This is a genomic window from Rossellomorea sp. NPDC071047 (assembly GCF_050270195.1).
GTDB lineage: Bacteria > Bacillota > Bacilli > Bacillales > Bacillaceae_B > Rossellomorea.
In genome coordinates, this window is sequence record NZ_JBNNJT010000001.1 from 1,357,177 (window position 1) to 1,378,467 (window position 21,291).

Sequence of the window (21,291 nt, forward strand, 5' to 3'; positions counted from 1 at the left end):
GCACTTCCAGTCTGAAAAGGGTGGGAGTGCTTTTGATTTCCCCTCATAAAAAAACTAAAAGCAACTCACAAAAGAGTTGCTTTCCACCTTAACTGCCCCATTTCTCCGGATTTTCACTCCAAAGCTTCAATTGTTCCAGTTCTTCTTCCCGAATGATCGAGTTTTGAAGCGCTACATCCAATAAGCTTGTGTAATCGGATAGAGCATATGCTTTAATGTCGTGATCTTCAAGCATGCTTTTCCCTTTCTCTAACTCGTAGGTGAAAATGGCAGCCACCCCTAATACGTTGCAGCCCGCTTCTCTTAAGGCGTTCACAGCTGTGATACAGCTTCCGCCTGTCGAGATGAGATCTTCAACTACGACCACTTTTTGACCAGGAGCAGCTTTCCCTTCAATTTGCTTTCCTTTTCCGTGAGCTTTCGCTTTCGAGCGAACATAACACATTGGCAGGTTCAGTTTTTCACTTACCCATGCAGCATGCGGAATTCCAGCTGTTGCAGTCCCTGCAATGACTTCCACATCGGGGAACTGATCTTTAATAATCTCGACAAGACCCGTAGATATTTCATCCCGCACAGCAGGATAAGATAAGGTCAGTCGATTATCACAGTAGATTGGGGACTTTATTCCCGATGACCATGTAAATGGCTCCGACGGGTTTAAAAATACGGCTTCGATGTCTAATAATTTTTTGGCGATTTCTTGTTTCATTTAGAGGCCCTCCCATTCATGTACGATTCGTTCATATGTTTCAACCGGGTTACTCGTTCCTGTAATACTTCTTCCCACGACAATATAGGAAGACCCCATTTCTTTTGCCATATATGGTGTGGTGACTCTTTTTTGGTCTCCTTTTTGATCATCTGCCAACCTGATCCCCGGAGTGACCCGAATAAAATCTTCACCACAATGTTCTTTTATTAGAGAGGATTCGTGAGGAGAACATACCACTCCATCAAGGCCAGCCATTTTTGCGAGTGTTGCATAATGTAAGACAGACTCATTGATCGTTTTAGGTATTAGTTGCTCTTCCTGCATTTGTTCTTCCGTTGTTGAGGTTAATTGAGTGACGGCAATCAATTTTGGGCGTGAATGATTAGCAGGCGTGCCGGCATGTAAACCCTCTAACGCCCTTTCCATCATCATACCGCCACCTGCAGCATGCACATTGATCAGGTCAAGGTCGAATCCGGCAAGTCCCTTCATGGCGCCGTATACTGTATTGGGAATGTCATGTAGCTTCAAGTCCAGGAAAATACGATGATTTTTATTTAAGATCTTTTCGATGATAACCGGTCCATTTTGAAGGTATAGCTCCATGCCGACTTTTACATTTAAACTCTCTGAAAATTGATCTAAGAAGAATGATGTCTTCTCCCATGTTGGGAAATCAAGAGCTATAAACGGTTTTTGATTCATGTTTCCCCCAGCTCCTTCCGGTCAATTGGGATATATGCTCCACTCCCAGTTCATCAAGTAATGGCGGTAAATCTTTAATGATCCGTTGACACACGAATGGATCCACGAAGTTTGCTGTTCCGACGGCGATGGCACTTGCCCCTGCGTAAAAATATTCAATCACATCCTCAGCAGTTTGTATGCCCCCCATTCCGATAATCGGAAGGTCCACCTGTTGACTTACTTCATAAATCATGCGGATCGCGACTGGTTTAATGGCTGGTCCGGACAATCCCCCTGTCTTATTTGCCAGGATCGGCTTTCCTGTCTTCATATCCAGCCTCATCCCAAGGAGTGTATTGATCATTGTCAGGCCGTCTGCCCCCCCTGCCTCAACAGCCTTGGCCATGTCGACAATATTGGAGACATTCGGTGATAACTTAACATATAACGGGACCTGCGAGACTTCTTTTACTCTCTCGGTCAATTCTTTTGCCACTTCGGGGATGGTACCAAAGGCAATTCCCCCTGTTTTTACATTTGGACAGGAGATATTCAATTCAAGGGCCTTAACGTTTTTGGCGGTTGAGATGACTCTTGCCACTTCCACGTAATCCTCCATCTGAGACCCCGCCACATTAGCTATGATCGGTACATCGTACTTGGAGAGCCATGGAAGTTCGTTTTCCATCACCCCTGTGAGTCCGGGATTTTGTAATCCTATTGCGTTGAGCATCCCTGCATTCGTTTCTGCAACGCGTGGGGTCGGATTTCCAAAACGCGCTTCTTCCGTCGTCGCTTTGATCATGATAGCCCCGAGCTCGCTTAAATCATAGAATTGACTGTATTCACGACCAAAGCCAAAGCAGCCTGATGCCGGCATGACCGGGTTTTTTAATGATAATCCCGGTAATTCGATTTTTAATGATTTCATAAAAGCACCACCCCTACTGGAAATACAGGTCCGTCACTGCAAACTTTCACGTAGCTTGACCCTTGTGGATCATCCTGTTTGTGACAAACACAAGCGAAGCAAGCGCCGATTCCGCATCCCATTCGCTCTTCTAAAGAAACGAATCCGCGTCTGTCACCCAATTGGGATTGAAGTGCTTTCAGCATAGGTGTCGGACCACATGAGTAGAACACATCAAAATCCGGAGATTTTTTATGAATGATATCTGTTACGAACCCGGAAGTTCCGAGCGTTCCGTCCACTGTTGCGACAAAGGTTTCCCCCAATTCTCTGAACTTGTTTACATAAAAGCTCACTGATTCAGTTTGAAAACCGAGGATGTGCTTCACGACCCAACCTTTTTCAACCAGCTTTTTTGAAAGACCATAGAGGGGAGGAACTCCAATTCCCCCACCTACTAATAGAGCGGTCCTACTGTCACTTTCCACTGTGAACCCATTTCCAAGAGGTCCTAAAACATCTATCATTTCTCCACTTTTCGCTTGTGAAAGAATTTTCGTCCCATTTCCTTCAGCTCGGTAGATCAATGTCATTGTGAGTTCATCATGGTTATGGGAGGCGATGGAAATCGGCCTCCTCAGTAAAGGGTCGATTCCCGTTCCCACTTTTATATGGACAAATTGTCCAGGAGCCTTGATCTCGTTAACCAATTCCCCTTGTAGAACTAATTCAAAGATGTTTTCAGCTATTCTTTCATGAGAAAGCACCGCCATCTTTTCATTTACGATCATTGAAAAACCGCCTCTCTCGTCTTCGGTTGTGATGGAAGCGCCTCAGCAGAGAATGTCATGGATTCAATCACTCGCAGGATGGCTTCTGCTGTATCGAGTGATGTAAGACATGGGATGCCGTTTTCAACTGATTCTCTACGGATTCTAAATCCGTCCCGGGCAGGTTGTTTTCCTTTTGTCAAGGTATTGATGACCAGCTGTGTTTCTCCACTTTGGATGATATCCAATAGGGTTGGTCCGCTGGATCCGATTTTATCCACTTCACGTACGGCAATATTTGCTTTTGTCAGGTGCTCGGCCGTACCTTTTGTGGCAAGGATTTGATACCCGATATCGATAAATCGCTTCGCCAGGAGAACCGCTTCGTCTTTGTCTTTATCAGCTACGGTCATAAGTACAGACCCATATTCTTTCATTTGCATTCCTGCAGCAACCATTCCTTTGTAGAGGGCTTTTTCCAGAGTAAGGTCTTTCCCCATTACCTCACCCGTTGATTTCATTTCAGGCCCTAAAGTGATGTCCACCCGTCTTAGCTTGGCAAAGGAGAAGACAGGAACCTTTACATAGACACCATGTTTTTCAGGTATTAGTCCTGATTCATATCCTTGATCCTTCAGGGAGATCCCAAGGATGGACTTGGTTGCAATGTTCGCCATAGGTACATTGGTGATTTTACTGATGAATGGCACTGTACGACTGGAGCGTGGGTTCACTTCCAGTACAAATACTTCGCCTTTCGAGATGACATATTGGATATTCAGTAACCCAACGATGTTTAGCCCTTTTGCGAGTCGTGTCGTGTAATCGACAATGGTTTGCTTCTGTTCCTCTGTCAGCTGCTGTGGAGGATACACCGCAATGGAATCTCCTGAGTGAACCCCAGCCCGTTCGATATGCTCCATGATTCCAGGCACGACTACGTCTACTCCGTCAGAAATGGCATCCACTTCAATTTCTTTCCCGATCAGGTAACGGTCGATTAAAACAGGATGCTGCGGGTTGACCTTTACTGCATTCTTCATGTATTGAAGCAGCTCTTCTTCTCGGTAAACAATTTCCATAGCTCTTCCACCAAGGACGTAAGACGGTCTGACCAGCACCGGATATCCGATATGTTCAGCAATGGAAATGGCTCCTTCAACTGATACCGCTGTCTTCCCTTCAGGTTGAGGAATACCTAGTTCGTTCAGAGTGTGTTCGAATTTATCCCTGTTTTCTGCACGATCTAAATCTTCAAGGGATGTACCGAGAATCGTGACTCCTCTTCTCACCAGCTCATCTGCCAGATTGATCGCTGTTTGCCCACCAAACTGCACGACAACTCCCTTAGGCTTCTCAAGATCAATGATGTGCATGACATCTTCTACCGTGAGAGGTTCAAAGTATAGTTTATCCGAGATGCTGAAGTCAGTCGAAACCGTTTCAGGATTGTTATTCACGATGATCGCTTCATACCCTGCCTCTTTAATGGCCCAGACGGAGTGTACGGTTGCGTAATCAAACTCTACTCCCTGACCGATCCTGATCGGCCCTGACCCTAGAACGATGACGCTCTCCCGGGAAGTGACCCTGGATTCATTCTCGTCCTCATAGGTTCCATAGAAGTAAGGAGTTTCTGATTCAAACTCCGCAGCACATGTATCTACCATTTTATAGACTGGTGTTAAATCATTTTCTTTTCTCCAGTTATACAATTCTGCTTCTGTACTACTCCATAGCTTGGCAATGGTAATGTCTGAAAAGCCCATTCGTTTTGCTTTATGACCCAGCTCAAGATTGAAGGGGTGTAAGGTTAATTCCTTTTCGAATTCTACGATTCTATTCATTTTATACAGGAAGAAAAGATCGATTTTGCTCCAATCATGAATGGTTTCAATCGTCACTCCTCTTCTAAGTGCTTCCCCGATATAGAAGAGTCGTTCATCTCCTGCTTTGCGGATTCTTTTCTCAATCCACTCGTCTGTAAATTGTTCAGCATCACTTAACTCCATATGATACGTATTGCTTTCTAGTGAACGAATCGCTTTAAGAAGTGACTCTTCGAACGTTCGGCCAATCGCCATGACTTCACCGGTAGCTTTCATTTGCGTTCCCAGATTACGCTTGGCAGCTTCAAATTTATCAAACGGCCATCTTGGGATTTTGGTCACTACATAGTCCAGTGCAGGTTCGAATGATGCATATGTTTTCCCTGTTACAGGATTCATCATTTCATCCAGGGTAAGTCCCACTGCAATTTTTGCTGCAAGCTTGGCAATTGGATATCCCGTTGCTTTAGATGCAAGTGCAGAGGAACGGCTCACCCTTGGATTCACTTCGATGATGTAATACTGGAAGCTGTCCGGATCGAGGGCAAGCTGGACGTTACAGCCCCCTTCAATCCCTAATGCCCGGATGATCTTCAAGCTTGTATTACGGAGCATTTGATACTCCCGGTCACTTAGGGTTTGACTTGGAGCTACGACAATCGAATCTCCCGTATGGATTCCCACCGGGTCGATGTTCTCCATATTACATACCACGATGGCATTATCCGCAGCATCTCTCATAACCTCGTATTCTATCTCTTTAAAACCTGCGATACTTTTTTCCAGTAGACATTGAGTTACCGGGCTATACTTTAGGCCAGAGGTTACAATTTCGATTAATTCTTCTTCATTGTGACAGATCCCTCCGCCTGTCCCACCCAGCGTGTAGGCTGGCCTTACGATTACTGGAAAACCGACGCTTTCTACGAAATGAAACGCTTCATCAACCGTTCGGATGATTTCGCTCTCAGGAACCGGCTCTCCGAGTTCATTCATTAAGTTTCTAAATAAGTCACGATCTTCTGCCTTCTCGATTGCCGAAAGCTTCGTTCCGAGAATTTCCACTCCACATTCTTCTAACACTCCTGATTTAGCGAGTTCAACAGCCAGGTTTAATCCCGTTTGACCACCTAATGTAGGAAGAACCGCATCCGGGCGTTCTTTACGGATGATTCTACTGACAAACTCCAGTGTCAGTGGTTCGATATACACTTTATCTGCCATTTCAGCGTCGGTCATAATCGTGGCAGGGTTTGAATTTACGAGGATGACACGGTACCCTTCCTCTTTTAAGGCGATGCACGCTTGAGTCCCCGCGTAATCGAACTCTGCCGCCTGTCCTATGATGATGGGTCCGCTCCCGATAACTAAGATGCTTTTAATGTCTGTACGTTTAGGCATGTTGAAGCTCCTTTCTTTTCTCTTCTTTCATAAGTTGTAAGAAATCATCGAATAAGTAATTTGAATCCTCAGGGCCAGGAGATGCTTCCGGGTGATATTGAACCGTAAAGGCAGGGAAGTCTAAATGCTTTAAACCTTCTACTGTTTCATCATTGATGGCCATATGAGTGACTTGAAGCCTGGTTCCTGCCAACGACTTTTCATCTACAGCATAACCGTGGTTCTGGGATGTCAGTGCTACTTTCCCAGTTTTCAAATCTTTTACGGGATGGTTGCCTCCTCTGTGACCAAATTTCATTTTGAAGGAGTCGCCTCCACATGCGAGAGCAAATAATTGATGCCCTAAACAAATTCCGAAGAGAGGAATTTCTCCCAATAGCTCTTTAATCGTTTCTATCGCTTCCGGTACATCTTTCGGATCCCCCGGTCCATTTGAGAGCATGATCCCGTCAGGCTGCAAACGACGAATCTCTTCCGCTGATGTATGGTAAGGAACCACAATCACGTCACAACCACGCTTGTTTAATTCTCTCAGGATTCCGTGCTTCATCCCAAAGTCCATTAACACGACCCGATATCCTCTTCCCGGACTGGCATATGCTGTTTTCGTTGAAACCTGCATGACTTGATCGGATCTTAGAGCAGTATCATGCAATTTCTCAAGCATTTCTTTTGGATCCAACTCGGCTGAACAAATGATGCCTTTCATTGCCCCGTGCTGTCTGATAATCCTTGTTAACTTCCTTGTATCGATATCTGAAATTCCTGGAATTCCTTTTACTTTTAATAATTCATCCAATGTTGATTCATTTCTCCAATTAGAAGGAAAATCAGCAACTTCTCTCACAATGAACGCTTTGATGGCCGGGGTGATGGACTCAAAATCGTCGCGATTGATCCCGTAGTTCCCTACAAGGGGATAGGTTAAAGTGACAAGCTGTCCACAGTATGATGGGTCTGATAGAATTTCCTGATATCCTGTCATACTGGTGTTGAAAACCACTTCTCCGATCGTTTCTTTGTTCGCTCCAAAGCCTTCTCCTACGAATACCGTTCCATCGTCTAAAATGAGTTGTCTTTTCATTGTTCGTTTCCTCCTTCATTCCATACAAGAGATCCCTGATAAAAAGTAGCTTTCGGAAAGCCTCTGCACTCCCATTCTTTAAATGGAGTGTTTTTTCCTTTTGATAAAAATTCAGATGGATCAATCACCTTTTGTTCATTTAAATCTATAAGTGTAAAATCAGCTTCTCCTCCTACTTCTAGTAGTCCAAACGGAAGGTTAAAGGCTTTACTTGGTTTAATCGTCATCCAATCAATTAGCTGTTTTAACGTGAAGATCCCCTTCTCTACAAAGCGAGTGTAAAGTAACGGGAAGGCTGTTTCCAATCCAACAATTCCGAAAGGGGCGAGCTGCATCCCTTCTGATTTCTCTGCTTCTGTATGAGGTGCATGATCCGTCGCGATAAAGTCGATGGTGCCATCCAGCAACCCTTCTATTAACGCTCGCTGATCTCCTTTGCTTCTAAGAGGCGGGTTCATTTTGAAATTCGGATCAAGTCCCGGAATATCTTCTTCGCATAGGAGAAGATGGTGTGGTGTTACTTCAGCTGTCACATTGATCCCGGCTTTTTTAGCATCGCGGACCACTCTTACTGACTCTTTCGTTGAGATATGACATACGTGATAATGTACGCCTGCTGCTTCTGCCAGCAGCACATCCCGGGATATATGTACGGCTTCACAGATGGAAGGTATTCCTTTCAGATTATGCTCTTTGGAAAATGTTCCATCATGGACCGCCCCCCCATAAATCAAGGTGTTATCTTCACAGTGGGCCACTATGGATGCATTGATACCGGCTGCCTTCTTCATGGCTTCAAACATCATGCCTGCCGATTGCACCCCTACCCCGTCATCTGTGAATGCAAATGCCCCATTTTCTTTTAAGGAAGGTAAGTCATTTAGCGTTTTCCCAATTTGTCTCTCAGTGATGGCGGCATAAGGTAACACGCGAACACTGGCTGTTTCAGAGATTTTCTTGTTAAGGGCTTGCAGATTTTCTACTGAGTCAGGTACAGGTCTTGTATTGGGCATTGCAGCGATGGTCGTGAAACCACCCTTAGCAGCCGCTTTTGTTCCCGTTTCGATCGTTTCTTTGTGTTCGCCCCCCGGTTCTCTTAAATGGACATGAAGATCAACAAATCCTGGGGAAATCAATAACCCATCTGCTTGAAATTCCCGGTGATCGGTGCGTTTGAGATCTGTTCCCATCTCGATGATTTTTTGATTCTCCACTTTCACATCCACGATTTCAAGATCACCATTCTTTGCTAGAATACGTGCATTTCGGATTAACCAATTCATTTCAAATTCCCCCTAGTTAGTTGATTTCAAGTGCTCTCTTTAAAACAGCCATTCTGACGTATACTCCATTTTCCATCTGCTTAAAGATTCTTGATTGATCACATTCCACCAATGAATCTGCAATTTCAACTCCACGGTTGACCGGTGCCGGATGAAGAATGATACCGGTTGGTTTCATTCGTGCTTTTCGACTTTCCGTCAAGCCAAAGCTTTCATGGTACTCCTCTTTCGATAAGCTTGATGTACTATCGTGTCGCTCATGTTGTATTCTCAGTAACATGACCACATCGGAATCTGCTCTACATTTATCTATCGGCATATATTGATGTCGATCCTGTGATGGGAACCAGTCCTTTGGTCCGGAGAACATCACTTCTGCTCCCAGCTTTGTTAACGCTTCTGCATTGGATCTTGCCACCCGGCTATGGGCAATGTCTCCAATGATCGATACCTTCAGACCTTCAAACCCTCCAAATTCCTGACGAATGGTCATCAGGTCCAGAAGGCATTGTGTAGGATGATTCCCACATCCATCGCCTCCGTTGATGACGCTTATGTTAAGTGATGCAAGTTCATCGAAATAACGTTCAATTGAGTGCCGGATGACGACGGTTTCGACACCGATGCTTTCTAATGTTTTCACCGTGTCATACAAGCTTTCTCCCTTTTGTACACTTGAAGTCTGTGCTTCAAATGGAATGACCTCAAGCCCAAGCTTCCTTTCCGCCATTTCAAAACTGCATTTCGTCCGGGTACTTGCCTCGAAGAAAAGATTGGCTACATATTTATTGGAGCCTTCCTTCCATGTTTCTCCCTCTTTAAAGCGTTCAGCCGCATCTAATATTTCAATGATTTCCTCTTTTGATAAATCATTCATTGTCAACAAGTTCTTCATCATGGGACAACCCTTTCTACTCTTCTTTCAAAAAAACACCCTGTCAATTTTCTGACAGGGTGTTTTTGAACATGCCAACAGGGACAGTGCGAAATATCCCACGTGCCTGTCTTGTTCAAATTCACCCTTCTTAGACTCTCTGGACCATGTTAAAAGGTGCTTCTATGCAACATCATCATGTTTAGCATTTTCTTCTTCGAATAAGTTGTTTGCCCCTTCGCTTTCTTCTCTGCCTGGTAAGAAAAGGTTTAGGAGAACTCCGACAATCGCTGCAAGAGCCATTCCTGATAAGGACACCTGCTCGTTGACCTTCACGAATGCCCCTCCTACCCCGATCACCAGGATCACTGAGGAAATCACCAGGTTTCGCTTGTTTCCTAAGTCCACTTTGTTATCAATCAGCATGCGCAGTCCACTAGAGGCGATGATTCCGAACAAAAGGATGGACACTCCACCCATGACGGCTGATGGTATCGATCCAATCAAGGCTGTTATCTTCCCGATAAACCCGAACATGATGGCAAGAACCGCGGCTCCTCCAATTACGAAAACGCTGAATACCCGTGTTATGGCTAATACTCCAATGTTTTCACCATACGTTGTATTAGGTGGTCCACCGAGGAAGGATGCAATCACAGTTGCTACCCCATCCCCAAGAATGGAGCGGTGAAGACCTGGTTTTTCAATGAAGTTTCGTCCTACTACTTTACTTAGAACCATCTGGTCTCCAGTATGCTCTGCCAAGGTTACGAGGGCAACAGGTACCATGATGGACACGATTTCCCAAGAAAAGCTTGGCGTGTAGTCAACGAATGGGATAAAGAAGTCCGGCATTTGTAAGAGCGGCGCATCCAACACTTGTTGAAAGTTCACTAATCCCGCAAAAACCGCTATGATATACCCTCCAACGATTCCGGCTAAGATTGGTACCATTCCGAGAAAGCCTTTAAAGTATATCGAGCAAATCACGGTAATGCCCAGAGTGGCAAGAGCTACCATGAAGTGTGTGTTGCTGTAAACCAATTCTTCTGCTCCAGGATTTTCATACATGGCCATGTTAACAGCCGTTCCCGCCAGTCCTAATCCTATAACCATTATCACAGGGCCAACAACTATCGGCGGAAGAATCCGCACAAGCCATTTCAGCCCGAGCTTTGAGATGAGCAATGCTACTATCCCGTAAACGATCCCGGCCAGAAAGCTTCCCATCATGGCCGCCTCGGGACCTCCAAAGCTCTTTGCAGCTAAGATAGGTGCGATGAATGCAAAGGATGATCCTAAGTAAGCAGGTATTCTTCCCCTTGTGATCAAGAGGTAAGCGAGTGTGCCTAATCCACTTGAGATAAGGGCAACCCCGGGGCTTAGCCCTACCAGGAATGGAACTAACACAGTAGCCCCAAACATGGCGAATAGATGCTGTATACTCAAAGTAATCCATTTTCCTAACTTCGGTATTTCTTCTACGTCTAACACAACCTGATGATTTTGATTCATTTATGTTTCCTCCTCTAATACCCAAATTTCCCCATAAAAAAACCCTCTTTGTCCTAAAGAGGGCACAAAGAGGGTACAAGAAGGTCTATTTCTACCTTCATTCCCATCCTTTGTCAGCCTCACGGGACCACTCTTAAAAGGACTTACGTTATTCTTTTTCGTGAATTGCAACGATATCTTCCTGATCGACCTCTGTTAAGGCGACCATGATTTTTTCAGAGCTTGATGTAGGAATATTCTTTCCGACAAAGTCAGCCCTTATCGGTAATTCTCTATGTCCCCGGTCAACCAGGACTGCAAGTTGAATTTGACTTGGTCGTCCAAGATCCATCAATGCGTCCAAACCTGCCCGGACCGTTCTTCCTGTAAATAATACATCGTCTACGAGGATGACTTTTTTGTTGGTAATATCCACAGGCAGGTCAGAACCTTTGACTTCTGGTTCATGATCCTCTGTTTTCTTTGATAAGTCATCCCGGTATAGGGTGATATCTATTTCCCCTACGGGAATTTGCTCACCTTCAATATCATGTATTCGCTCGGCTAATCGATTAGCGATGTAAATGCCTCTTGTTTTGATACCAACCAGAATACAATCTTCAATTCCTTTGTTACGCTCGATGATTTCATGGGCTATTCTTGTCAGCGCCCTTCGAATGGCTGGTTGATCCAGAACCGTAGCTTTTTTAGTCATTTACGCCACCTCGTTTCTTTATAATAAAAAATCCCTCTCACCGTATGGATGAGAGGGCACAGTTATCGTTATAATCTGATTGCACGCCAATATGATTTGGTCGTACATGCTCCTTCTCAGCCTCACGGGACCGTATTAAAGGTTTCTTATTCAATTAACTAAATCATAAAGGTCCAGTCGAAATTTGTCAACGATTATTTTCAAGATACTTCACAAGTTTAGTGAACTCCGGAGGTAACTCCGTGTGGAATTCCATATATTCTTCTGTTCTCGGGTGGACAAAACCTAACACACCAGCGTGAAGGGCCTGTCCTTCTATGCTCAATGTCTTTCGTGGTCCATACTTTGGATCCCCCGCAAGCGGGAAGCCGATATACTTCATGTGCACACGGATTTGATGCGTTCGACCCGTCTCCAACTCACATTCGACCAATGTGAAATCTTTATAGCGATCCAGCACTCTGAAGTGTGTAACCGCTTGTTTGCCGTTATCCACTACAGCCATACTTTGGCGATCTTTGGGGTCTCTTCCGATCGGAGCATCAATGGTGCCGTATTCGTGGGGAATAAGGCCATGTACGATGGCTGTATATTTTCTTGTTACGGACTTTGCTACAAGCTGATTTACCAAATGCTCGTGAGCCATGTCATTTTTAGCCACCATCAGTAAGCCGGAAGTGTCCTTATCTATACGGTGGACGATCCCCGGTCTTAGGACTCCGTTAATGCCGGATAAATCCTTACAGTGATACATCAATCCATTCACCATTGTCCCTGAATAGTGACCAGGTGCAGGGTGAACGACCATTCCCTTTGGCTTGTTTACAACAATGACATCCCCATCTTCATAGGCAATGTCAAGATTGAGGTCTTCCGGCTCTACATCCAACTCTTCGGGTTCCGGGATCGAAACCTCGATTACTGCTTCCGCTGGACATTTGAAATTAGGTTTGACTGCCTCACCATTCACTTTAATATGACCTTCTTTTATCCATTGTTGAACCTGTGAACGGGACCATTCCTTGTTCAACTGACTTACGACTTTATCAATTCGTTCTCCCTTGTCTTCCTCAAGTATGTTGTGCTGAATTACTTCCATTTTTGTTCTCCTTCTTTGCTTTTCGTTCGTCTAAATACATGTAAATTAGTAACAATGCTACTCCAATGGTTAATGCTGCATCGGCAATATTAAAGATCGGAAAATCATAGGAAAAGATGTATGTATTTAAGAAATCAACCACTTCTTTTCGAAAGACTCGGTCAATAAAGTTTCCAATAGCTCCACCAAGCATAAAGGCTAAACTTAAACTGAATAAAGATTGCCCCTTAGCATGGACTTGCATATAATACACGATACCTACAATCACTACTACTGTAATAATGTAAAAAAACCACATTTGCCCTTGAAGTATTCCCCATGCTGCACCTTGATTCCGATGAGAAGTAAGATATAAAAAATCTTCTATGATCTTTATACTTTCCCCTTCTGTCATTCGTTTCACAACCAACCATTTTGTTAATTGATCGAGTCCAATCACAACCAAAGCCAATAAATAATAAAACACAAAGGCAACCTCCGAACATCGTAAAATGATTACCTTTGCATTTTAGCATAAAAGGGGAAATAAAGACACTTAAACTAAATGAGAACGATGAAACCCGCTCTTAAGTTCTCAGGAATAAGATGAGATCTTTCCAAATCGTCTCCATTCCAATGCACCATGAAGCGTTGTGCATGTCGGGTTCATCTTTATGAAATCAAATGGGATTTCTTCTCCGCTCATTTCACAATAGCCGTATTGATTATCTCTAACACGATTTAGGGCTTGTTTCACTTCTGTAATTTCATCATCAATATACTGCTGGATTAAAGGATGATGAGATCGACTTGCCTCTAGCTCTTGCAAGGATGTTGTAAGCTCTTGAACAATGGATGTGTATCGGTCATATGTCATCTTTGATCCCTCCATTTATAGTATGGGGGAAACACACCTGAAAATTGTGTTGCAAGATATAGCAATTTTGGAATTAGAAAAGAAAAAATAAAAAAAGGCTGACTCACATAAAAATGCGGGTCAGCCTTTCGGGATTATGCCAGGTGAGAATAGCTTTCTTTCACTACTGATGCACAGCGTGTACAAAGCGCAGGATGATCCTTATCCTGTCCAACTGTGGTTGTGACAACCCAACAGCGGTCACATGTTTCACCTTCGGCTTTTTCGACGACAATATTGTTTTCACCAATACTTAATGCATGTTCTGGTGCTTCGTTCACTGCTCCACCGATTTCAAAGGCGGACACAATGAACAATTGCTTTAAGTCTTCCTTAATGGAACCAAGTAAAGCTTTCGTTTCATCATTCACGTAAAGAGTCACTTTGGCCGTTAATGATTTCCCGATCATCTTCTGATTACGAGCTTCTTCAAGCCCCTTTAACACATCATCCCTTAACTCCAGGAAAGCATTCCATTTCTTCTTCAACTCATCAGCATTTCTAAACTCTTGCACTTCAGGCATATCAGTAAGTTGAACACTTTCTCCCTCCACTCCAGGGATATGAGCCCACACTTCATCAGCTGTATGAGAAAGGATTGGAGACATCAGTTTCGTAAGAGCAACCAGAGATTCATATAGCACAGTTTGAATGGCCCGACGCTCGTCATGATTTTCTGACTCGATATATAGAACATCCTTCGCAAAGTCTAAGTAGAATGAACTTAAATCCAACGTACAGAAATTATTTACAGCGTGATAGATGCTTGCAAATTCATATTTGTCGTATGAATTTCTTACATTTTTCACAAGATCATTCAATTTCACAAGCATGAATTGATCCACTTCTCTTAATTGACCGAAGGATACCGCATTGGTACTTGGATCAAAGTCAGAAAGGTTTCCTAATAAGAAGCGGTACGTGTTACGGATTTTTCGATACACTTCAGCCACTTGCTTCAGAATTGGATCTGATACACGAACATCCGCCTGATAATCAACCGACGCAACCCAAAGGCGAAGGATATCGGCTCCAAGCTGCTTCATCACTTTTTCAGGAACGACTACGTTCCCTAATGATTTACTCATTTTTCTTCCGTCACCATCAAGAGCAAATCCGTGACTTAACACACCTTTATATGGAGCTTTCCCCGTCACTGCTACACTTGTAGTCAATGAAGAGTTAAACCATCCGCGATATTGGTCAGAGCCCTCTAAATAAAGATCTGCAGGACGCTCGAGGTCATCTCTTTCTTCAAGTACCGCTTGATGTGAAGAACCTGAGTCAAACCAGACATCCATGATATCCTGTTCTTTCGTGAACTTCCCATTAGGACTTCCTTCATGTGTGAACCCTTCAGGTAGAAGATCCTTCGCTTCTTTTTCGAACCAGATATTTGAACCGTGTTCACGGAAAAGCTTTGATACATGGTCGATTGTTTCATCAGTAATGATCTCCTGGCCATTTTCCGCATAAAATACCGGGATTGGCACTCCCCATGCACGCTGTCTTGAAATACACCAGTCTCCACGGTCTCTGACCATATTGTAAAGGCGGGTTTCTCCCCAAGCAGGTACCCATTTCGTTTCATTAACGGCTTCCAGGAGTTCTTTACGGAATTTATCGATTGACGCAAACCATTGTGCCGTCGCTCTAAAGATAACAGGCTTTTTCGTACGCCAATCATGTGGATAGGAGTGAGTGATAAAGTTAAGCTTTAACAATGCTCCTGTTTCCTGGAGCTTTTCGGTAATCGGTTTATTGGCTTTATCATAGAACAAGCCTTCAAACCCAGGTGCTTCTGAAGTCATTACTCCTTTATCGTCTACCGGACATAACACATCCAATCCATATTTCTTTCCTACCAGGAAGTCATCTTCCCCGTGTCCTGGTGCGGTATGAACACATCCAGTACCAGAGTCAGTCGTTACATGTTCACCAAGTACAACAAGTGAATCCCTTTCGTAAAGTGGGTGTTTTGCCACGATATGCTCAAGCTCCGCCCCTTTAACCTTTTTGGTTACTGAGATATCTTCCCATTCCAGATTCTTCGCAACTTCTTCCAGTAAATCCTCTGCAACTACATAGCTGTTTTCTTTCACATTTACAACGACATAGCTTAGATCTTCATGTACGGCAATCCCCAGGTTGGCAGGAATCGTCCAAGGAGTTGTCGTCCAGATGACTAATTGAGTCCCTTCATCAAGAACACCCTTACCTTCTGTAACGGCGAATCCAACGTAGATGGATGGAGAACGTTTATCCTGATACTCGATTTCTGCTTCCGCTAGTGCTGATTCACTTGAAGGAGACCAGTACACTGGCTTTTTACCTTTATAGATATAGCCTTTCTTCGCCATATCACCGAATACTTTAATCTGTTGAGCTTCGTACTCAGGCTTTAAGGTAATATATGGATTATCCCAATCACCACGCACACCTAATTGCTTGAACTGAGTGCGTTGGTTATCAACTTGCTCATAAGCATATTCTTCACACAATTTACGGAACTCTGCGATAGTCATTTCTTTACGCTTCACGCCTTTATTCGTTAACGCCTGCTCAATCGGTAAACCATGAGTGTCCCAGCCTGGAACATATGGTGCGTGGAAACCACTCATGGATTTATAGCGGACGATAAAGTCTTTAAGAATTTTATTTAATGCGTGACCCATATGGATATTTCCATTGGCATAGGGAGGTCCATCGTGAAGTACAAATAAAGGACGATCACTCGTTCTCTCCTGCACTTTTTGGTAAATATTCATTTCTTCCCATTTCTTCTGTGTATCCGGTTCGCGTTTCGGTAAATTTCCTCTCATAGGAAATTCCGTCTTCGGCATCAATAATGTATCTTTATACTCCATCAAATCTTCCTCCTAAACGTTTCTCTTAATTGCCATCTTTTCTAAATCCCGCGACTCTTAATCAGGCTATCCCTTTTGGAAACAAAAAAAAAGCTTTCTCATCCCTGTAAAGGGACGAGAAAGCTTTTCCCGCGGTACCACCCTCATAAAGATCTAAATAGATCTTCACTCGTATTGATTCGTAACGTGAACAAGACGCTATTCATTACTCTCCAGAAGTGAATTTCATGAGCAGAGCTCGAGGGTGATCTTCCGTACCTTTGTTCCTTGTCAGGCTTACACCGTCCCCGACTCGCTAGAAAGGAAATATCATAAGAACGTACTGTCCCTGTCTTAGCCTTCATTATGGCAATTTAGATTGTTGTTCAATTATATGAAAGTATTGCGCTTTTCGTCAAGACAATGTCTCTTCTTCTTTTAAAGTTTTTAAATCTGTTGCGTCCAGATCGAATTCCATTAACCGATCCCAGTCATTTGTATCAAGTAAATCAAGCTGAGCTTCGATTAACATTTTGAAACGCGTCCGGAACACCTTTGACTGCTTCTTGAGTTCTTCAATCTCGATGGCAATCTTACGGGCTTTAGATAATGATTCATTAACGATGCGATCAGCATTCTTCTCGGCTTCCTTGATGATCAGCTTCGATTCTTTCATCGCATTACGCTTAACTTCTTCCCCTGCTTCTTGAGCAATGACGATTGACTTGTTTAACGTTTCCTCGATATTTGTAAAATGTCCTAAACGTTCATTCAAGGAGTTTAAACGTTCTTCCGTTTCCTTCTTCTCGCGGATAAGAATTTCATAATCCTTAATAATTTGATCCAAAAATTCATTAACCTCGTCCTCATCATAACCACGAAAGCCACGACTAAATTCTTTATTATGTATGTCTAATGGCGTTAAAGGCATGGGAGCCACCTCCAGTACTTGGTGAATTACATATTTATTATAACTAAAATTTCGACAGTATGTGGGAGAATTCCTTTAATTTTCTTAAATTATTTCAGTATTCCAACAGAAATTCGCCATTTATCCCGTTTCGTTCTTCCTTCAATGGACAATAACTTACTTCTTCCATACCCTCTTGCTGAAATTACATCCCCAGCTTCCACTTCAAACGAGGCATTTTCGACTGTTTTCCAATTGACTTTTACATGATTGCTTTTAATCAGTGTTTGAGCTTTTTGGCGGGAGTCATTATAGATTGCTGCGAGAATGACATCTAACCGCAGGGAGCTTGCGGTAGTCACTTTTTCCATCCATTCTTCCTTACTCTCGATTCGATCTTCCATTGGAATATCCTTCATGGAAATCTTTGCTTTGCCTATTTGTTTGAGCTCCATCCGGACGTATTCAGAAATTTCATCTGCGAGCATGAGTTGAATGGTATCGTCCTCAAATAAAATATCCCCGAATTTTTCCCGTTTCAATCCTAATGACATGAGAGTCCCTAATACCTGTCTATGCTCTATTGTAACAAACTTGGACGGGTACTGTATTTCAAATAACTTAATACCAAAATCTTCTTCCTCAGGTTGAAAATAAGAAGGATATAATAATGCTCTCTTCCTCTCCGTATTCTCAGGGTAAAAGGAGAAAAGAATTTCGTCGTTGTTTCCGATGATCGACTCGACAATATACTGTTGTCTCGGATCCAAAAAGTCCGTTCGTTTGGCTGAATATTGATTTTCCACTGCCAGTTTCCACTCCAGTACAGCATCGACAAACTCTTTCTCATCCGGCCTGAAATGTTGATAAATTAAAGACACATGCTCACCCCTTATGTGATTTACCCAAAATAAAAGAACTGAAACTGTTCAATCCTGTTTCAGTTCTTTAAAGGAAAATTGATATCCTGATTCTCAATTATATAAGCCATCTAAATAATTGGTATAACCCAGATTGCGCCAAGTTCAACACAATGAATGCCACAATTGGTGAAATATCAATCATCCCGATTGAAGGAACGAAACGTCTGAACGGCTCTAAATACGGTTCGCATATTCTTGATAAGAACTGACCGATTGCCGATTCCCTTGCATTTGGAAACCAGGACATTAATATATAAATGATTAAAGCCCAGGAGTATATTTGAATAAGGTTCGATAAAATCTCATAAAGCAACACCATAATTTACATTACCACCTCGAATCTGATAGATCTTCTTCTTTCAAGAACTCAGAGATATTCCCGCTCACTTCCACATTATCAGGCGTACAAAGAAAAATATTATCTCCTACACGCTGAATGTCGCCGCCAATTGCGTACACAGTTCCACTTAAAAAGTCGACAATGCGTTTCGCTTGATCATGTTGAATCCGCTGTAAGTTTACCAGTACAGAGCGTCTATTCTTTAAATGATCAGCAATCTCTTGAGCTTCGGCATATACTCTTGGCTCAACCAGAATCATCTTGGAAGATTTTTGAACACTTTGAAGACTTACAACATTTTGTTTCGAATTTGAAAGCTGCGACTTCATGGGCTTTTTCTCCTCATATTCTTCCTCAAACTTTTCTTCTTCATAATCATATTCATCTTCATCCAGCAAAAAGAACGTTTTAAACTTTGACTTGATACCCATTTGTATTCATCCCCTCTCAGTCATTTCCAACTAATGCAGTTCCAATACGAATAAAAGTAGCTCCCTCTTCGATTGCAATCATGTAATCATTGCTCATCCCCATTGATAATTCTGTACAAGGGGCATATGGGAGGTTTAAAGAGATGACTTCTTCCTGGATTGTTTTCAACTGTCTAAAACAAGTCCTTAAGAATGGTTCATCGTCCGTATGTGGAGCCATCGTCATTAATCCTACGACTTTAATATTTGTGAAGTCTTTTAGACTCACAATTAATTCTTTTACCTCTTGAGGTGATAACCCATGTTTAGAATCTTCTCCCGAAACATTCACTTGAACGAAACAGGACACAGGCTTGTCCGCTCTTTTATGAATTTCTTTGGCTAATGACAGACGATCCAGAGAATGTATGTATGATACTTTATCAATGATGTTTTTTACTTTTCTAGTTTGCAGAGAACCAATAAAATGCCACTGGGGTTTGTCCTGTAGAACATCCCATTTTGAGAGCATTCCTTCGTCACGGTTCTCACCTAAGTGGATGAGGCCGGCTTCAACAGCTTCTTCGGCTCTCTCAATTGAAACATATTTAGTGACCGCTACAACATGTACGGCTTCAGGATTTCTTCCACTGCTTTCACATGCGTTTTCAATATTTTTCTGGATGATTTTAAGTTTTTCAGATACCTTCATCTTTCTTCTCCTTCCAGCCAATGAAGCTCATGATTCTTCCTGTTTTACCAGCATCTCTTCTGTAGGAGAAAAACTCATTGTGACAGGATGAACAATAACCAGAAGTGTGGATTTGTTCAGCATTTAAACCAGCTTGCACTAAAAGCTGTTCATTCAATTTCTTTAAATCGAGGTAATATTGTCCCTCTTCCTTTAAATTATAGGGTAAGTTGTTTTCATCTTCTAGTGTTTTTTTCACTTTATTGATCACATAGTCATCAACTACATAGCAATTCTTACATATGGATGGCCCGATCACAACCTCCAGGGAAGACATGGAGGCCCCTTTCTCCATATAAGCATCGACCATTTTGGACCCTATTTGTAAAACAGTACCTTTCCATCCGGCATGGGCCAATCCGATTGTACCCGAATCTTTATCCAGGAAATAGAGAGGAACACAATCCGCGTAACACATCGTCAATAGAATATTCTCATTCCGAGCAATAAAGCCATCAGTATCTTTAATGCTGGTATGATAGTGCTCTGCACCTTTTCCCATGTCTACTTTTCCTACTGTATGAATGTTGTTTCCATGGGTTTGCTCAGCAGCTACCCATGATTCAACTGGCATCATCAAACTGGAAGCAAGTAATTGACGATTTTGAATCACTGAAGATTCATCGTCTCCCACGTGCAATCCCATATTGAAAGAGTGAAATGGTCCCGTACTGACGCCACCCCATCTTGTTGTGATCCCTGCAACCAGCCCAGGATTAGTTTTCGTCCATGTATTTATAGAATAATAAGATTCTGTTTCTCTATTGAAAGGCTCCTTAGACACGTTGAATCTCCTTCGTTTTTATTAAGTGTACCATATTCCCTGAAGATTCGTCATGTATCGGGGGCTTGTTTCGGTTCTTGCAGTTGACCTTGAATATAATGACTTTCTTTATATCTGACCAGGATAACATCTTCCCCTATTTTTACAATGCTGCTCCAAGGAATCACAATATCTTCATCTTTTCCGAAGAAACCCAATATCTTCCCTCCACCTCCGATGACAATGGCCTCAATTTTTCCAGTATCCAGGTTAATTTCTATATCCCCTATATTCCCTAATTTCCGCCCGTCAGATATACTCACAACATCTTTCACCTGAAATTCAGATATACGTACCATCTGTTTTCACCCTCTCTTCTGGTTGTTTCTCATTGTGTACCATTTATTCAAAGACAGTTCATCCACCCAATTCAAGTAGTTATTAATAGTGTATGCAACAAAAAAAAAGGCAGACCTACCCGAAGGAGTTCCGCCTTTCTTTTCTTTGTCCAGCTGCAGGGCTTAGAAGCTCGAGGTCATAAGTTAAACCATCCATAAAGGCAGAGAGCGCCTTTCCGGATAGTTCACCTTAT

Annotated in this window: 21 protein-coding genes and 1 other annotated feature; all 21 genes read right to left on the bottom strand. The window is 42.8% G+C overall.

From position 1 onward, the window contains the following. Positions 1-88 precede the first annotated feature (88 nt). The 21 genes from pyrE to ACQKFO_RS07070 all read right to left on the bottom strand — a co-directional run bounded on the left by pyrE (position 89) and on the right by ACQKFO_RS07070 (position 21,058). Positions 89-712 (bottom strand): orotate phosphoribosyltransferase, encoded by a 624-nt coding sequence (pyrE, locus tag ACQKFO_RS06970; protein WP_427597593.1) that lies wholly within the window; start codon positions 710-712, stop codon positions 89-91. Continuing rightward, positions 713-1,420, bottom strand: a complete 708-nt coding sequence (gene pyrF, locus ACQKFO_RS06975; RefSeq protein WP_427597595.1) for an orotidine-5'-phosphate decarboxylase — start codon at positions 1,418-1,420, stop codon at positions 713-715. It abuts the gene before it with no gap. Further along, positions 1,392-2,333, bottom strand: coding sequence for a dihydroorotate dehydrogenase (locus tag ACQKFO_RS06980; protein WP_427597596.1), 942 nt, complete (start codon positions 2,331-2,333; stop codon positions 1,392-1,394). Before ACQKFO_RS06980 ends, pyrF begins: the two co-directional genes overlap by 29 nt. After that, positions 2,330-3,103 (bottom strand): dihydroorotate dehydrogenase electron transfer subunit, encoded by a 774-nt coding sequence (locus ACQKFO_RS06985; protein ID WP_427597597.1) that lies wholly within the window; start codon positions 3,101-3,103, stop codon positions 2,330-2,332. The genes ACQKFO_RS06980 and ACQKFO_RS06985 overlap by 4 nt, the downstream gene beginning before the upstream one ends. Beyond that, a complete protein-coding gene (gene carB / locus ACQKFO_RS06990; protein ID WP_427597598.1) occupies positions 3,100-6,312 on the bottom strand; it encodes a carbamoyl-phosphate synthase large subunit in 3,213 nt (1,070 codons plus the stop codon). The genes ACQKFO_RS06985 and carB overlap by 4 nt, the downstream gene beginning before the upstream one ends. Further along, positions 6,305-7,396 carry a carbamoyl phosphate synthase small subunit gene (locus ACQKFO_RS06995; RefSeq protein WP_427597599.1) on the bottom strand — a complete coding sequence of 364 codons (1,092 nt, stop codon included), beginning with the start codon at positions 7,394-7,396 and terminating at the stop codon, positions 6,305-6,307. The genes carB and ACQKFO_RS06995 overlap by 8 nt, the downstream gene beginning before the upstream one ends. Beyond that, complete coding sequence (locus ACQKFO_RS07000) at positions 7,393-8,679, bottom strand: dihydroorotase (RefSeq protein WP_427597600.1); 1,287 nt, start codon at positions 8,677-8,679, stop codon at positions 7,393-7,395. The genes ACQKFO_RS06995 and ACQKFO_RS07000 overlap by 4 nt, the downstream gene beginning before the upstream one ends. Positions 8,680-8,695: 16 nt before the next feature. After that, positions 8,696-9,574 (bottom strand): aspartate carbamoyltransferase catalytic subunit, encoded by an 879-nt coding sequence (locus ACQKFO_RS07005; protein ID WP_427597814.1) that lies wholly within the window; start codon positions 9,572-9,574, stop codon positions 8,696-8,698. A 162-nt stretch (positions 9,575-9,736) separates the two neighbouring features. Further along, entirely contained in the window at positions 9,737-11,068 is a 1,332-nt protein-coding gene (locus ACQKFO_RS07010; protein WP_427597601.1) for a uracil-xanthine permease family protein, read from the bottom strand. Between the two features lie 148 nt (positions 11,069-11,216). Continuing rightward, positions 11,217-11,762 (bottom strand): bifunctional pyr operon transcriptional regulator/uracil phosphoribosyltransferase PyrR, encoded by a 546-nt coding sequence (pyrR, locus tag ACQKFO_RS07015; protein WP_113968281.1) that lies wholly within the window; start codon positions 11,760-11,762, stop codon positions 11,217-11,219. Positions 11,763-11,949: 187 nt separating this feature from the next. Then, the gene (locus tag ACQKFO_RS07020; RefSeq protein WP_427597602.1) at positions 11,950-12,861 is read right to left on the bottom strand and encodes an RluA family pseudouridine synthase; all 912 of its coding nucleotides are present in this window, start codon (positions 12,859-12,861) and stop codon (positions 11,950-11,952) included. Continuing rightward, positions 12,833-13,327, bottom strand: coding sequence for a signal peptidase II (gene lspA / locus ACQKFO_RS07025; protein ID WP_427597603.1), 495 nt, complete (start codon positions 13,325-13,327; stop codon positions 12,833-12,835). Before lspA ends, ACQKFO_RS07020 begins: the two co-directional genes overlap by 29 nt. Before the next feature lie 108 nt (positions 13,328-13,435). Continuing rightward, positions 13,436-13,717: a hypothetical protein gene (locus ACQKFO_RS07030; RefSeq protein ID WP_427597604.1), complete on the bottom strand. Its 282-nt coding sequence runs from the start codon at positions 13,715-13,717 to the stop codon at positions 13,436-13,438. Positions 13,718-13,851: 134 nt separating this feature from the next. After that, on the bottom strand, positions 13,852-16,623 hold the full coding sequence (gene ileS, locus ACQKFO_RS07035; protein WP_427597606.1) for an isoleucine--tRNA ligase: 2,772 nt from the start codon (positions 16,621-16,623) through the stop codon (positions 13,852-13,854). 107 nt (positions 16,624-16,730) lie between these two features. Beyond that, positions 16,731-16,967 (bottom strand) — a binding site (T-box leader). Positions 16,968-17,017: 50 nt separating this feature from the next. Beyond that, the gene (locus tag ACQKFO_RS07040) at positions 17,018-17,533 is read right to left on the bottom strand and encodes a DivIVA domain-containing protein (RefSeq protein WP_427597607.1); all 516 of its coding nucleotides are present in this window, start codon (positions 17,531-17,533) and stop codon (positions 17,018-17,020) included. A gap of 89 nt (positions 17,534-17,622) precedes the next feature. Next, the gene (locus ACQKFO_RS07045; RefSeq protein WP_427597609.1) at positions 17,623-18,393 is read right to left on the bottom strand and encodes an RNA-binding protein; all 771 of its coding nucleotides are present in this window, start codon (positions 18,391-18,393) and stop codon (positions 17,623-17,625) included. A 97-nt stretch (positions 18,394-18,490) separates the two neighbouring features. Beyond that, positions 18,491-18,754, bottom strand: coding sequence for a YggT family protein (locus ACQKFO_RS07050; RefSeq protein ID WP_148968675.1), 264 nt, complete (start codon positions 18,752-18,754; stop codon positions 18,491-18,493). Between the two features lie 8 nt (positions 18,755-18,762). Further along, entirely contained in the window at positions 18,763-19,206 is a 444-nt protein-coding gene (locus ACQKFO_RS07055) for a cell division protein SepF (RefSeq protein ID WP_113968289.1), read from the bottom strand. Between the two features lie 16 nt (positions 19,207-19,222). Continuing rightward, the gene (locus ACQKFO_RS07060; protein ID WP_427597611.1) at positions 19,223-19,897 is read right to left on the bottom strand and encodes a YggS family pyridoxal phosphate-dependent enzyme; all 675 of its coding nucleotides are present in this window, start codon (positions 19,895-19,897) and stop codon (positions 19,223-19,225) included. After that, a complete protein-coding gene (pgeF, locus tag ACQKFO_RS07065; protein ID WP_427597612.1) occupies positions 19,884-20,720 on the bottom strand; it encodes a peptidoglycan editing factor PgeF in 837 nt (278 codons plus the stop codon). The genes ACQKFO_RS07060 and pgeF overlap by 14 nt, the downstream gene beginning before the upstream one ends. A 50-nt stretch (positions 20,721-20,770) precedes the next feature. Further along, the gene (locus ACQKFO_RS07070) at positions 20,771-21,058 is read right to left on the bottom strand and encodes a YlmC/YmxH family sporulation protein (protein WP_427597613.1); all 288 of its coding nucleotides are present in this window, start codon (positions 21,056-21,058) and stop codon (positions 20,771-20,773) included. Between the last annotated feature and the right edge of the window lie 233 nt (positions 21,059-21,291).

Coding starts and splice junctions, on each gene's coding strand:
- pyrE (WP_427597593.1), bottom strand. CDS start 712: ATGAAACAAGAAATCGCCAAAAAATTATTAGACATCGAAGCCGTATTT.
- pyrF (WP_427597595.1), bottom strand. CDS start 1,420: ATGAATCAAAAACCGTTTATAGCTCTTGATTTCCCAACATGGGAGAAG.
- ACQKFO_RS06980 (WP_427597596.1), bottom strand. CDS start 2,333: ATGAAATCATTAAAAATCGAATTACCGGGATTATCATTAAAAAACCCG.
- ACQKFO_RS06985 (WP_427597597.1), bottom strand. CDS start 3,103: ATGATCGTAAATGAAAAGATGGCGGTGCTTTCTCATGAAAGAATAGCT.
- carB (WP_427597598.1), bottom strand. CDS start 6,312: ATGCCTAAACGTACAGACATTAAAAGCATCTTAGTTATCGGGAGCGGA.
- ACQKFO_RS06995 (WP_427597599.1), bottom strand. CDS start 7,396: ATGAAAAGACAACTCATTTTAGACGATGGAACGGTATTCGTAGGAGAA.
- ACQKFO_RS07000 (WP_427597600.1), bottom strand. CDS start 8,679: ATGAATTGGTTAATCCGAAATGCACGTATTCTAGCAAAGAATGGTGAT.
- ACQKFO_RS07005 (WP_427597814.1), bottom strand. CDS start 9,574: ATGAAGAACTTGTTGACAATGAATGATTTATCAAAAGAGGAAATCATT.
- ACQKFO_RS07010 (WP_427597601.1), bottom strand. CDS start 11,068: ATGAATCAAAATCATCAGGTTGTGTTAGACGTAGAAGAAATACCGAAG.
- pyrR (WP_113968281.1), bottom strand. CDS start 11,762: ATGACTAAAAAAGCTACGGTTCTGGATCAACCAGCCATTCGAAGGGCG.
- ACQKFO_RS07020 (WP_427597602.1), bottom strand. CDS start 12,861: ATGGAAGTAATTCAGCACAACATACTTGAGGAAGACAAGGGAGAACGA.
- ACQKFO_RS07030 (WP_427597604.1), bottom strand. CDS start 13,717: ATGACATATGACCGATACACATCCATTGTTCAAGAGCTTACAACATCC.
- ileS (WP_427597606.1), bottom strand. CDS start 16,623: ATGGAGTATAAAGATACATTATTGATGCCGAAGACGGAATTTCCTATG.
- ACQKFO_RS07040 (WP_427597607.1), bottom strand. CDS start 17,533: ATGCCTTTAACGCCATTAGACATACATAATAAAGAATTTAGTCGTGGC.
- ACQKFO_RS07050 (WP_148968675.1), bottom strand. CDS start 18,754: ATGGTGTTGCTTTATGAGATTTTATCGAACCTTATTCAAATATACTCC.
- ACQKFO_RS07055 (WP_113968289.1), bottom strand. CDS start 19,206: ATGGGTATCAAGTCAAAGTTTAAAACGTTCTTTTTGCTGGATGAAGAT.
- ACQKFO_RS07060 (WP_427597611.1), bottom strand. CDS start 19,897: ATGAAGGTATCTGAAAAACTTAAAATCATCCAGAAAAATATTGAAAAC.
- ACQKFO_RS07070 (WP_427597613.1), bottom strand. CDS start 21,058: ATGGTACGTATATCTGAATTTCAGGTGAAAGATGTTGTGAGTATATCT.